The organism is Patulibacter minatonensis DSM 18081 (assembly GCF_000519325.1).
GTDB lineage: Bacteria > Actinomycetota > Thermoleophilia > Solirubrobacterales > Solirubrobacteraceae > Patulibacter > Patulibacter minatonensis.
Map to the genome: position 1 here is coordinate 752,806 of NZ_KI912613.1, position 12,904 is coordinate 765,709.

The following is a 12,904-nucleotide window of genomic DNA, read 5'->3' on the forward strand; positions in this document are numbered from 1 at the left end:
TCATTTGGGCTTCCCCCCCTGGGTGCAGGACCAGCCTCGTCGGAGGACCGGGTCCTTGACGGTGCCGAGCGAGAACGCGGGCGCGCCGAGCACGAGCTCGCCACGCGGCCACGCGCCGTTGTCGTCGTAGAACTTGAACACGGAGAGCGTCCACTGGAAGAACTTCGTCGTGCTCAGGCGGCACGGCACGAGGTCCTGGGTGACGCGGTCCAGGCGCGGTGCGGTCGGCGCGAGCTTCGTGAACGCGTCCTTCAGCGCCGTGGACGTCGGCGACAGCGAGGTCGCCAGCGGCCGGAGGTCCTTCGCCGCCGGGCTGAGCGCCTTCAGCGACGGGGTCGCGTCGTCGCTCAGGCCCTCGAGCGACTTCAGGCCGCTCTCGAGCTTCGCGGCGACCGGGCGCAGCGACGCCAGGGCCGGATCGACCTCGGTCTCCGCGTCGCGCAGCGTGGCGAACGACGACCGCATCTGCGACATCGTCCGCGGCAGCTCGCTCAGCGTCGCGGCCAGGGTCTGGTCGTGCGCCGCCAGCTCCGCGACGGTCGTGTGCCCGTCGCGGACCAGGGCCGTGAGCTGCTTGTCGCGGGTGTTGACCGCGGCGGTCAGGCGCCCGAGGTTGTCGACGACCCGCGCGATCTCGCGCCGGCGGTCGGTCATCGCTCCGGCGAGCCGGTCCGCGGTCCGCAGGAACGGGGCCAGCGACGCGAACGCCTGCCGGAGCTCCTCGCCGTGCCCGCCGACGCCCTTGCCGAAGTCGTCGGTCAGCTGCGCCAGGCGCGAGCGGGTGTCGGTGTCGAAGGTGTTGAGGACCCGCGAGATGTCCACCGGCGAGTCGGTGCGCTGCATCCCGAGGATCTCGGACTTCCCGAGCTCGCCCGCGGACGGCGTGCCGCGCGAGTCGATCGACACGTACATGTCCTGCAACGGGGTCACCGGCCGCAGGCGCATCCGTGCGTTCTTGTAGAGCTTGCCGTACTTGTCGTCCAGCGAGAGCGTGAGGACGGCGGTCTTGCCGCTGACCTTCGCCTTGGAGATCAGGCCGACCTTCACGCCGGCGATGCGCACCTGCTGCTGCCCGGGGCGCACGCCCTTCACGTCCTGGAAGGCGACCTGGTACTTCCTCGTGGCCTGCCAGGGCCACTGGGCCTCCTGCTTGTGGAAGACGTACCAGGCCGCGACGACGGCGAAGGCCACGAGCACCAACAGGATGCCGAACGGACGCCGAGCGCGCTTGAGCTCGAGCGCGAGGCGGTCGGTGTTGATCCTCATCGGTCGCTCCTCTTGATGCTCTTGCTGTCGGGCCTCGGCGGATCTGCCGGGAAGTCGCCCGACGGCGGCAGCGGCGAGCCGCTGAGCCCGCGGACGATGTCCCCGAGCGCGTCGCAGTTGATCTTGTTCTCCGGGCTCGCGCTCGGGTCCGTCAGACGCAGGGTGCACGGGAACGACTGGAAGGTCCGCTCGTCCGGCGCCGTCTGGAAGTTCTGCATGAACCCGTTGGCGTCGAACGGCGAGGCCGACGAGTCCAGCGCCGCGAAGAACGGTCCGATGGCCTCCGACAGCTTCAGGTTCGTGCCGGGGTCCTTCGAGTTCAGCCACGGGAGCAGCGTGCTGTTCGTGCGGTCGACCGTCGGCTTCAGCGCGTTCAGCGTCGTGATGCCGGGGTTCACCGTCGTCGCCAGGCGGTTGACGGCCGGCCGCAGCGACCGGATCGTCGGCTCGGCGTCGTCGAGCACCGTGTCGAGCTGCGCGAGCGCCGGGCGGGCCGCGTCCGCGGAGCCGGGCAGCGCCCGCGCACCGGGGAGGAGGTCCTTGGCGGTCGGGTCGAGCTCGTCGAGCGTCCCGCGGAGCCGCGCCAGCGTCAGGCGCGTGTCGTCCATGGTCTGGGGCGCCTGGTCGAGCATCGATCCGAGGTCGTCGCGGCGGGCGGCCGCGACGCCGAGCGCCACACGCCCGTCGTCGACGAGCCCGGCGAGGTCCTCGTCGGACGCCGACAGCGCGCCCATCGTCCGGCTCGTCTGCCGCACGAGGTCGGTGAGCGACCCGGCGTGCGTGCCGCGGAGCGAGACGACGCCGCTGCGGATCTTCTTCAGCGCGGGGCCGGCGGCGTCGAGGGTCGCCTGGATCTCCTTCGGTGCCTTCGTCCCCTCGTCGAACGCCTCGATCGACCTCTGGATCGACTTTCGCTGGGTCGTGCCGAGCGGCTGCAGCGCTTGGTCGGCCTCGGTCTGGACCTGGGTGTGGGCGAGCGGGATCTCCTGCCCACCGATGTCCCCGCGGCCCGGGGTGCCCGGGTCGAGGTCGATGTACATGTTGCGGCCCAGGACGGTGCGCCAGAGGATCGCGGCGCGGGCGTCCGACTGGACGTCGACGCCCTTGCCGTCGTCGATGTTCATCGTGATCAGCGCGCCGCGCCGGCCGCGCTGGCGCTCGACCTTCTTGACCTTGCCGACGTCGACGCCGGCGACGCGGACGACGGTGCCGCTCTGCACCTGGGTGGCGTTCGAGAACCGCGCCTGGACCTCCGTGCCGCCCTCGGGCAGGAACGGGATGTGGCGCGTGTAGCCGGCCCACAGCAGGAGGAGGACGAGGCCGAGCAGGATCAGGCCGTTGCGCAGCGGCTTCGGCCGGTGCATGCCCGGCGCGTAGGAGAAGCGGTCGGAGAAGCGGCTCATCGGTGGGTCCTTGCGTCCTGCGTGACGGTGCACGGCGCCGGATAGGGGTTGTCGACGACCAGCGGTGAGCGGACGCGCGCACCGGTGATGCTCTCCTCGCTGCTCAGGACGTTGAGCCGGAGGCTGTTGATCGTCCCGATGTCGGGGTCGCCGCCCGGGACGCCCTGGCCCATCATGCTGCTCCAGTTCTTCGCGAACAGCGCGAAGTCGCACCCGTGGGCGCCGAGCCGGTCGACGACCGGGAGGCTCGACGCCAGGCCCTTGCGGAAGGCCGGCAGCACCGGGTCCACCTTCGCCAGGAGCCCCAGCGTCGGGTCGACGGCGTCGTCGAGCTTGCCGAGGGTCGTGCGGGCGCTCTTGAGACCCGCGGGCGAGTCCTGGATCAGGCGGCTCGTCGAGCGCAGACCCGCGGGCGCGGGCTGCAGTGCGGGCAGCGACACGCGCGAGAGCGCCCGGATCTCCCGGAGGAGCGGCTCGGCGTCGGCGAGGCCCGCACGTGCCGTCGAGAGCGAGGACGGGGCCTCGTCGAGCGAGGACGCGAGGTCGTCGCCGGAGGCCGCGATCGCGGCTAGGGCGTCGGAGCCGTCGCCGAACCCGCGACGGATGGTGTCGCGGACCGGGTCCGCGGCGGTCGACGCCCCGTCGGCGCCACGGACGAACCCGCGGACGGCGTCGGTGCGGTCGTTGATCGGCTTCGCGATCCGCTGCAGCCCGCGGAGGCCGTCGGGCCCGTCGTCGAGCAGCGTCTGGATGTCGGTGCCGCGCCCGAGGACGCCGGTGCCGAGGCCGTTCGCCAGCTCCTGCGCCTTCTTGCGGCGCCGGGCGTCGAACGTGCTGAGCGTGGTGTCCAGCTCGGTCGAGGCCGACGTCTGGTCGGTGGCGATCACGTCACCGTCGCGGAGCGGCCGACCCTTCGATCCGGGCGAGAGCTCGACGAAGCGCACGCCGATCGGCGACCGCGGCCGGACGCGGAGCGTGGAGTCCGACAGGAGCGGCTCGACCTCCGGGTTCAGCTGCAGGTCGACCACGGCCTTGCCGTTCTCGACGCGCGGGTCGAGCACCTGGCCGACGTTCCGGCCGGCGATCCGCACCTGGTAGTGGGCGGTGAGGTTGTCGGCGTTGTCGAACGCGGCCTTGACCGTCAGGTACTGCCGTCCCGGGATCGAGTTCGGTGCGTTGTACCCGACCAGGAACATCAGGACGACCGCTCCGATGCCCGCGAGGCCGATGCCCCACAGGACCGGGCGCGGGAGGCTCCGGCTCGCTGCGCGGCCGGCGAATCTGCTGCGACTGCGGCGCCTCATCGGCCCGTCACCAATCCCTTGAGTCCGTCGAGGAGCCCCGAGACGAGCCCCTCGGGCTTCGTCAGGTCGACGGCGGGCGGGGCCGTCGTGGTGGTCGGGGTCGTGGCCGTCGTGCTCGGGGCGGTGGACGCCCCGGGCGACGCGACCTTCGGCTTCGCCTTCAGCTCGCTGCCGTCGGCTCCGGGCGAGGGCCCGGTGTCCTGCGGCCGCACGGCCTTGGCCCCGTTGTTCTCGATCTTCGAGGTCAGGACCCCGAGGAGCTGCTTGTCGACGACGGCCTCCGTCCGGAACATGTGGCCGGCGTTGTCGCGGGTCTGGATGGTCCTCGTCCAGCCCTCGAGCACGCGGAGGAGCGGGTTCGTCTGCTGGTCGAGCACGCGGCTCAGCGGGTCGAAGACCGTCGAGAAGCGCTCCAGCTCGCGGGCGGGCAGGCGGAGTCGCGCGACGACCGGCGAGCCCTTCTTCCCGAGGCGCGAGAGGTCCGGCGAGACGGCCTTCACCTTGGCGAGGGTCGGCTTGGCGTTCTTCTCGAGGTCCGGCAGGCGGTCGAGCGTGTCGGTCAGCGGCGGGGCGGTGCGCTGGATCTCCGCGGCCGCGGGCTTCAGCCGCCGGCTCGCCGAGTCGAGCGTGACGAGCGTCGCCTGGAGCTGGCGCAGCGTGCTCGGCGCCTGGTCGACGGTCTGCCCGAGCTGCTGGCGCTTCGTCGCCGTCAGCGCGAGCACCTTGTGCGCGTTGTCGACGAGGTCGGCGAGCTTGTCGCGGCCGGCGGTGAACGAGCCGAGGACGCGGTCGCCGGTGGAGGCGAGGTGCTTCAGCTGCTCGGTGTCGGCGGCGAAGTCGGCCATCAGCTCCTGCCCCTCCTTCAGGGACGGGGGCATGCGGTCGAGCAGCGCGTTGAAGTCGGTGCCCCGGCCGCGGAGGCCGATGCCGGCCTCGTTGATCAGGACGCGCAGGCGACCGCGGGTCGTGGGGTCCAGCGTGTCGATGACCTGGTCGAGCTCGACCGGCGCGGACGTGCGGGCCAGCGGGATCTGGGCGCCCGAGGACGCCGGGCGCTTGACGTCGCCGATCCGCAGGTCGACGTACTTCTCGCCGAGCAGGTTGACCGGGCGGGCCTCGGCGGAGGCGCCGGTCCCGATCGGGACGGCCCCGCCCTCGAGCTTCATCGTGACCTGGGCGGTGTCGCGCGAGGTCAGGTCGATCTTCGTGATGTGCCCTGCGGGAACGCCGCCGATCTTGACGTCGGAGTTCTTGCGCAGGCCGGCCGAGTCCTTGAACTCGGCCTTCACCGTGTAGCCGTCGTCCCCGCCCGTGAGGGAGAGGACGGCGACGATGACGGCGACCAGGGCGACCGCCGCGATCGCGAGGATGCGCGGGGTCGAGTGACGGACCGTCCGATTCATGGCTTCTCCGGGTCCTTCGACGCGTCGAGGGCGTCCTTCGTGATGCCGCACTGTGGGTCGAACCACGGCGAGCCGGCGTTCAGTCCCGGAGGACGCGGCATCGCGTAGCGGTTGTCGGTGCCCGGGAGCTTGTTGATGAACTCGGAGCTCGGGAACACGCCGTTGGCGGACGTGACCCCCTCCTTGAGCTTGATCCGGGCGTAGTGCGACGTGTTGTCGTAGTTCTTGGACCACCCGCCCCAGGTCCCGGCCCAGCCGGCGATCTCGGGGGCGTAGTTCCGCACGCAGCGCACGACCGGCGAGAGGCCGTCGAGCGCGGAGCTCGCGGGCTTCATGAACGGCGTCGCGACGTCCAGCAGCGACGAGACGCGCGGCGAGACGGTGCGGACGGTCTTCAGCGTCCGCACGGCCACCGGTGCGACGTCCTGCAGGCGGACGAGCGCGGGGCCGGCGGTCTTCGCGAGCGCCGGCAGCTTCTGGGCCCCCGGCTGGACCGTCTGCATCAGCGTGTCCATCCGGTCGAGGCTCCCGTCGGCGCGGCCGAGCGTCGAGTCGACGTCCTTCAGCATCGGCGCGAAGCGGTCCAGCGACTGCTGGATCCGCTCCGTGCGCCGGCCGAACGCGTCGAACGTGCCGCTCGCGGCGGTCACGAGGTCGGAGACGACCTCCTGACGCTGCGCGAGCGTCGTGGTGACGCGGTCGCCGTTGCGCACGAGCGCCTTCAGCGCGGTCCCGTCGGCGAGCAGGTCGGCGACGACGTTCTGGGTGCCCTCGAGCGCGCCGGGGGCGTTCTTCAGCGCCTCGCGGATCTGCGCGTCGCGCTTGTCCGTCGACGCCGCCGCGCCCTGGAGCGCCTGGCGCAGTCGGGTGCGCGTCTTCGCGTCGAGGGTGTCGAAGGCCTGGTCGAACTCGACCGGGGTCGTGGTGTCCTTGCGGGCGATGATCCCGTCCTCCGGGATCGCCGGCGCGCTCTCCGGACCGGGCGTCAGCGCGACGGAGCGCGTGCCGTTGCCGATCGTGGTGCCGAAGCGGATCTCGGCCTTGGTGCCCTGACGCAGCGGCCAGGCGTCCTCGTCGGAGATCCCGAGGTCGACCAGCGCCTGGCCGTCCTCGTAACGGACCTTCTGGACCTTGCCCACGTCGACGCCGTCGATCTGGACGTCCAGACCGGGGACGACGCTGACGGCTGAGGAGAAGGCGGCCCGGACCGTGTGGTCCTGTGAGCGGCTCTGGACGGCCCAGACCCCGAACGCCACCACCAACGCGGTGACGATCAGGGCCCAGGGCCGGTCGAGGAACAGGCGCCTCACATCAGCCTCCGACCGGGGACGCGGGGTTCAGACCCCAGAACACCATCGTCAGGACCGATCCGATGACGTGGATCAGGACGAGGTTGAGGATCATCGACCGCGCGGTCGCCGATCCGACGCCGACCGGTCCACCCTTGGCGGTGTAGCCGTAGTACATCGCCACCAGGACGATCGCCATGCCCATCGCCATGATCTTGATCTCGGAGTACAGGACGTCGACGGGCCGGATGAAGGCCCAGTGGACCCCTTCCCAGCCGCCCTTGGAGACCTCGCCGATCTGGTCGACGATGATCACCTGGTTGGCGACCATGTGGAACGCCAGGCCGACGAGGTAGATCATCGGGAACGCGATGATGCAGGCCATCAGGCGCGTCGCGACGACGTAGCGCATCGGGTTGATGCCGAGCGACTCCATCGCGGAGAACTCGTTGTTGATGCGCATCGACCCGAGCTCGGCGACGAGGCCGCAGCCGACCTTCGCGGCGATGATGTAGCCCCACATGTAGGGCCCCATCTCGCGGATGCCGCACCAGGCGGTGAACACGCCGGAGTACGCCGAGGCGCCGTACCCGCGGAGCACGTAGTTCGCCTCCGTCGCGCACTGCATGCCGATGACGAACTGCATGAGGGCCACGACCACGAGCGACCCGGTGACGAGGATGCCGACCTGCCGCAGGATCTCGGCCGAGTAGCGGAAGACGCCACGGAGCTCGAGCACGGCGCGGCCCGAGAACTGCGCGAGCTCCCCGGCCTCCTTCAGGACGCCGCGGACGGGCCCGGTCAGGCCCTCGCGCAGACGAGCGGGGGCGGTGGGCCGGCGGACGACGGGGTCGCCGGCGAGCGAGGGAGCCGACATCAGTGGAGGTTCCCGGTCTCGGGGAAGGCGGCGAGCATCGTCGTCGTGAAGACGAAGTTGAACGCCCAGATGCCGACGAACGACAGGACGACGGCCTGGTTGACGGCGCGACCGACGCCCTCGGCCCCGCCCTTGACCGTCATGCCCTTGTAACAGCAGACGACCGCGACGATGAAGCCGAAGAGGCTGGTCTTGATCACGCTGCCCAGGAGGTCCGGCAACGTGAAGTTCGAGGAGAAGGTGGCGAGGTAGCCGGCCGACGTGTCGCCGAAGACGGGGACCGCGGCGATCCAGCCGCCGACGAGGCCGAAGACGATCGCGACGAGGTTCATCAGCGCGGTCACGAGGCCGAGGGCGAGGAAGCGCGGGACGACGATCGTGCGCACCGGGTCCATGCCGAGGACGGCGAGCGCGTCGAGCTCCTGGCGGACCTTGCGGGCGCCGAGGTCGGCGCAGATCGCCGTGCCGCCGACGCCGGCGATCACCATGCCGTTGATCCATGGCGCGAACTCGCGCACGGACGCCATCACGAAGAACGCGCCGAGCCGGTCGACCGTCCCGAAGATGTACGTGATGTTGCCGCCCTGGATGCCGGGGGCACCGAGGCCGAAGAACGTCGTCGAGATCACGACCGGGATGAAGCACCGGCGGATGATCAGGAACGTCTGCTCGATGAACTCGTCGCGCCAGACGAACGGGCGCGTCACCGACGCCCGCGCGGCCTGGCCGACGAGCAGGAGCATCGCGGCGATCTCTTCGAGCACGGCGGCGAGGCCGCTGCTCGACTTCTTGTCCGGCGGCGGCGTGGACGGCTCGGTGGGCGTCTGCGGCAGCGTCGGGGGTGCGAGGGTCGCGGCTTCCATCAGCCCGCCCTCCTCTCGGATCGGGGGCTATTCCATGCCAAGGGGACCACCTGGGTTTCCGGCGAGGAACTGTCGGACGAAGGGGTTGGGCGAGTCGAACATGTCGTCCCGGTCGCCCGACTGCACGATGCGGCCCTTCCACAGCACGGCGATGTACTCGCCGATGCGCCGGGCCGACGCGATGTCGTGGGTGATGACCACGTAGGTGCCGCCGTTCTCGGCGTGGACCTTCTCGATCAGCTGGCAGAGCAGCGCCGTGCGGACGGGGTCCAGACCGGAGTCGGGCTCGTCGAACAGGACGATCTGCGGCTCGAGCACGAGCGCGCGGGCGAAGCCGGCGCGCTTCTTCATGCCGCCGGAGAGCTCGGCCGGCGACCGCGTCTCGGCGCCGTTGGCGAGGCCGACCTCGTCGAGGCGGCGCATGACGACGTCCTTGATCTGCTCCTCGGACATGTCGGTGTGCTGGCGCAGCGGGAACGCGACGTTGTCGTACACGTTCATGGACCCGAAGAGGGCGCCGTCCTGGAAGAGGATCCCGAACTTGCGGCGCATCTCCAGGAGGCGCGCCTGCTTCATGCGGGGGACCGACTCGCCGTGCACGAGGATGTCGCCCTTGTCGGGGAACATCAGGCCGATCAGGTGCGACAGCAGCACCGACTTGCCGGTGCCGGACGGCCCGAGGATGACGGTGATCATGCCCTCGGGGATGCCGACGTTCAGGCCGTTCATCACCCGGTTGGAGCCGAACGACTTGTAGAGGTCGATGCACTCGATCGACCAGAAGTCGCCCGGGTTCGTCTGCGGGACCGTCATCGGCCCCTGGTGGTAGTCGTAGCCCGAGGCGCGATCCAGCAGCGCGGCGGTCTTGGCGTCGGCGGCGGTCATGCGATCTCCTCGACGAGCTCGTCGTCGGTGTTGGTGCCCATGGCCACGGGCGGGTTGACCATCGCCTGCACCAGCGGCAGGACCCGGAGGAACTGGCGGACGGGGCCGGCGTAGGTGGCACGGCCGTCCGCGATCGCCATCGCCGTGCGGAGCTTCCCGACGGCGAGCTTCTCGATCTCCGGCGTGCGCAGCGCGAGCTCGATCGTCGGCTGCTCCGACGCCCCGTCGCGGTCGACGACCTCGAGTCGACCGCCCCGACAGACGAGCAGCACGCCGGACCCGTCGAGGTCGAGGGAGCGCAGCAGGACGACCTGCTCGATCCGGCCGATCGGCTCGGCGATCCGCGGCTCGTCGCCGGCCTGCTCGAAGACGTCGATCAGGGTCTCCCACGCCTCGCGGTGGTCGGCGCGCGGCGCGGCATCCTCTGCGACCGCACCCCGGGCTCCGTGGGCGTCGACGGGGAGGCGGGTGGCGGGGTCTGGGTTCTCGGAGGAGGTGGTCACGGGAGTCGTCGGCCTCGTCGGCGGGGGCGAACCGCACGTCGTGCGGTCGTCGTCCAACAAAACCAACGGATGTGTGACCGGCGCCATACTCCGGAAGGGGCATCCTCCTACCCCCGGCCAGGTTTTCTCCACCAACGGGGATGTGACCCGTACACAGGCTGTCGCGCACGGCCCGGCCGCACGGAGGAGAGGGGGCTGGCCGCGGCGGGGGCTATCCGACGTCGTCGCCGTCGTCCACGCCGCCCAGGAACCGCGACACCGCCTCGGCGCGGTTGCCGACCTCGAGCTTTCGCAGGATGTTCTTGACGTGCGTCTTCGCGGTGCCCTCGGCGATGACCAGGGTGGCCGCGATCGCGGCGTTGGTCGCCCCGGTGGCCATCAGGCGCAGGACCTCCGCCTCACGCGCCGTGAGCAGTCCCTCGACCTCGGGTCGAGGCTGACCTTGGGCTCGCGGGGCCCGCACGGCGCCGGGGTCGAACGCGGCCTCGATCGACCGCACCGCCCGACGGACCTGGTCGCGGGCCTCTCGGCTGCGGTGCTCGGCGGCGAGGCGCTCGAAGGTCGCGCCTGCGGCGTCGGCCAGGACGCCGAGCAGGTCGGCCTCGCGTGGCCCGACCGGCGCGACCCCGCGGTCGGCATGGACGAACCCCACCACGCGGTCCCGCAGCGTCACGGGTGCCGCGACGTACGACGTCCAGCCGGTGGCGCGCGCCAGGCCCGGGTGTCCCCGCGGGTCGCCCTGGGCGTCGGCCACGACGATCGGCTGGCGGGACCGCACGAGGTCGGTCTCACGCAGCCCGCGGTCCAGGAGGACCGGTGGTTCGCTCCCCGCCCGGACGATCGCGTCCTCGCGATCGGGGTGGTCGAGATCGAGGCAGTGCTCCGTGACGAAGACGCCGTTTCGTGCGGCCGACAGGACCGCCCGCCGGAACCCGAGCCCCACGACGGCCGACGGCGCCACGTCGAGGAGCTCGTCGAGGGTGCCGACCCGGCGGACCGCCGTCACCGCGACCGCGAGGCGACCGAGGATCCCGGCCCTGCGGTCCGTGGCCTCGACCTCCACCCGCTCGGCGACGACGCGCACGTCGAGCAGCAGGTCGACGAGCTGGTCGCGGGTGGCCGTCCAGCGGCCGTCGCCCGGAGGACGACGCAGGCGCTCGGCCAGCCGGACCACCCGCACCGCGAGCTCCGCACGCGCGACCTCGGCGTCGACCAGCGCGTCGGCCGCGCCCCGATCCGTCGACGGGGTCTCGAGGGCGCGGTCGACCCGACCGACGACGTCGACCACGGCTCCGCGGAGGACCGGATCCCGGATCGGGTCGGCCGAGACGTCGCTGCGACCGCGCACCTGGGGCCGCGTCAGCACGGACGCGGCCGCGTCGTACGTGGGCCGGGGAGCGTCGTGGGAGTCATGGTCCGGGGGCGCGGGGGAGTCCGCGTTCTGGGTCCCGCTCGCCGGACGACCGGCAGGGTCGTTCGGTCGGGAGACAGCAACGTCGCACGTCGTACCCCGGGTGTCGATGGGGCCGGAACACCATCCGGGCGGCGCCGGGAGTGCCCCGGCACCCGTCGTCTCCCGGGACCGCGGATCCGCGCCGACTCCCGCGCCGCGAGTGGCATGCTGGTGGTCCGGGCCTCCACGAGGCCCCTCCGCACCGGCACCATGCCCGCCCCCAGATCCCCCGACGACCTCCAGACGCACGGCGCCCGCCCGCCGGCCGGGCCCCCGGTGGGCCACGGCTGGGTGGCGCCGGACGTCGCCGAGGAGCACCCGGGCCTCGAGCTCCTGACCTGGACCGTCGCGACCGACTGGCCACGCCGGACGCCCCCGGCCGTCCGGGACCTGCTCGCCCGTGCCTCCACGCGCGTCGACGGGCCGGCCGTCCTCCGGGCGCACGAGGACGACGCGCCCGCCGCGCACCGGCGGTTCCACCACCGGATCGGCCGCCGCGGCGACGACCTGCGCTCGCCGATCGAGCTCGCGTACCACGCGCGCATCGCCCACGGCGGCTTCGCGATCCGCGGGACGCCGCACGACGTCCTCCTCGCGGTCCTGCTGGAGACCGGCGTCCCGATCTGGGCGCTCGACGCCTCCACCTCGAGCGGGGACCTCGGGATCCGGCGGAGCCTCCTGGGCGAGCTGCGCCGTCCCGAGGACGACCCCCGGACCCCCGAGCCCGGCCCCGAGCCGGCGGTCGTCGACGCCGGCGGCCTCGTGGCACGGCTCGGCCGGGAGCCCGGCGAGCCGCGCCGCGCGACGCGCAGGACCCGCCGGACGACGTTCTTCTGCGCCCGGGTCCCGGGGCTGCCGGACCTGCGCGTCGACGAGGCCGTGTGGCTCTGCCGCTCGCTCGCGGAGTGCGGCACCACGGGGTGACGCCGACCGGGACGCGCCGTGGGCGGCGGGCGGAGCGGCGCGCCCGTGGGACGCGGCGGCCCTACCGGCCGAGCACCGGCGGCCCGGCCTGCCGTTCCCGGCCGTCGACCAGGAACGGCACGAGGTACCGCCGTGCGTAGTCCTCGGCGCCCCCGGGCTCGTCGAGCGCGAACACCTTCGACGGCGACAGCACGAGCGTGTGGATCGCCCGCACGAGGTGCTCGGCGACCTCCGCCCGGGGAGCGCGCAGCGGCAGGTCGGCGGGGAGCATCGCGAGGACGAACTCCCTCCCGGCGTCGATCGCCGTGCTCTCGCCCCACACGTACGGGAGGAGCCACTCGGGGTTCAGCGTCAGGACCGCGCGCAGCACCCGGTGGTCGCGGAGCTTGCGGTACGCCACCGCGAACAGCCGGACGAGCAGGTCCTCGGGCGTCTCGTCGACGCCGGCGAGCGCGCGGATCTCGCCGAAGAGGACGTCGAGCTCGGACTGCAGCGCGGCGTCCATCAGCGCCCGACGCCCGCGGTAGTGCGTGTACAGGGTGGCTCGGCCGATCCCGGCCCGCCGGGCGACTGCGTCCATCGAGAGCTTCCGGAGTCCGGTCTCCTCCGCGCATCCCAGGGCGGCGTCGAGGATCCTCTCGCGGGTGGCGGCTCCGGCCGGTGGTGGGTGGTGCGGCACGGCCGCAGCCTAACGCTGGACAGTTCACCCGGATATGTCTGGACACGTCCGCGGC

12 protein-coding genes are annotated in these 12,904 nt (G+C 72.3%); 1 reads left to right on the plus strand and 11 read right to left on the minus strand.

Features of this window, described 5'->3' with window-relative positions:
- The 10 genes from PATMI_RS0103540 to PATMI_RS37190 form a co-directional block, all read right to left on the minus strand.
- Entirely contained in the window at positions 1–1,266 is a 1,266-nt protein-coding gene (locus PATMI_RS0103540) for an MlaD family protein (RefSeq protein ID WP_026909871.1), read from the minus strand.
- Positions 1,263–2,669, minus strand: a complete 1,407-nt coding sequence (locus PATMI_RS0103545) for an MlaD family protein (protein ID WP_026909872.1) — start codon at positions 2,667–2,669, stop codon at positions 1,263–1,265. Before PATMI_RS0103545 ends, PATMI_RS0103540 begins: the two co-directional genes overlap by 4 nt.
- Positions 2,666–3,973, minus strand: coding sequence for an MlaD family protein (locus PATMI_RS27120; RefSeq protein ID WP_084269607.1), 1,308 nt, complete (start codon positions 3,971–3,973; stop codon positions 2,666–2,668). The genes PATMI_RS0103545 and PATMI_RS27120 overlap by 4 nt, the downstream gene beginning before the upstream one ends.
- The gene (locus PATMI_RS0103555) at positions 3,970–5,376 is read right to left on the minus strand and encodes an MlaD family protein (protein ID WP_026909873.1); all 1,407 of its coding nucleotides are present in this window, start codon (positions 5,374–5,376) and stop codon (positions 3,970–3,972) included. Before PATMI_RS0103555 ends, PATMI_RS27120 begins: the two co-directional genes overlap by 4 nt.
- Positions 5,373–6,686, minus strand: a complete 1,314-nt coding sequence (locus PATMI_RS0103560; protein WP_026909874.1) for an MlaD family protein — start codon at positions 6,684–6,686, stop codon at positions 5,373–5,375. Before PATMI_RS0103560 ends, PATMI_RS0103555 begins: the two co-directional genes overlap by 4 nt.
- A gap of 1 nt (position 6,687) precedes the next feature.
- A complete protein-coding gene (locus tag PATMI_RS0103565; protein ID WP_084269609.1) occupies positions 6,688–7,542 on the minus strand; it encodes an ABC transporter permease in 855 nt (284 codons plus the stop codon).
- Positions 7,542–8,405: an MlaE family ABC transporter permease gene (locus tag PATMI_RS0103570; protein ID WP_245604071.1), complete on the minus strand. Its 864-nt coding sequence runs from the start codon at positions 8,403–8,405 to the stop codon at positions 7,542–7,544. The genes PATMI_RS0103565 and PATMI_RS0103570 overlap by 1 nt, the downstream gene beginning before the upstream one ends.
- 27 nt (positions 8,406–8,432) lie before the next feature.
- Positions 8,433–9,290, minus strand: a complete 858-nt coding sequence (locus PATMI_RS0103575) for an ABC transporter ATP-binding protein (RefSeq protein WP_026909877.1) — start codon at positions 9,288–9,290, stop codon at positions 8,433–8,435.
- Positions 9,287–9,793, minus strand: a complete 507-nt coding sequence (locus PATMI_RS0103580; protein ID WP_026909878.1) for a DUF402 domain-containing protein — start codon at positions 9,791–9,793, stop codon at positions 9,287–9,289. The genes PATMI_RS0103575 and PATMI_RS0103580 overlap by 4 nt, the downstream gene beginning before the upstream one ends.
- 211 nt (positions 9,794–10,004) lie before the next feature.
- Positions 10,005–11,159: a helix-turn-helix transcriptional regulator gene (locus PATMI_RS37190; RefSeq protein WP_051471008.1), complete on the minus strand. Its 1,155-nt coding sequence runs from the start codon at positions 11,157–11,159 to the stop codon at positions 10,005–10,007.
- 297 nt (positions 11,160–11,456) lie between these two features.
- Between PATMI_RS37190 and PATMI_RS37195 the strand changes: the two genes are divergently transcribed.
- Positions 11,457–12,170, plus strand: coding sequence for a hypothetical protein (locus tag PATMI_RS37195; RefSeq protein ID WP_169738322.1), 714 nt, complete (start codon positions 11,457–11,459; stop codon positions 12,168–12,170).
- A 61-nt stretch (positions 12,171–12,231) separates the two neighbouring features.
- On the opposite strand, the gene PATMI_RS0103595 is transcribed toward PATMI_RS37195, so the two are convergent.
- Positions 12,232–12,849 carry a TetR/AcrR family transcriptional regulator gene (locus PATMI_RS0103595; RefSeq protein WP_026909880.1) on the minus strand — a complete coding sequence of 206 codons (618 nt, stop codon included), beginning with the start codon at positions 12,847–12,849 and terminating at the stop codon, positions 12,232–12,234.
- Positions 12,850–12,904 lie beyond the last annotated feature (55 nt).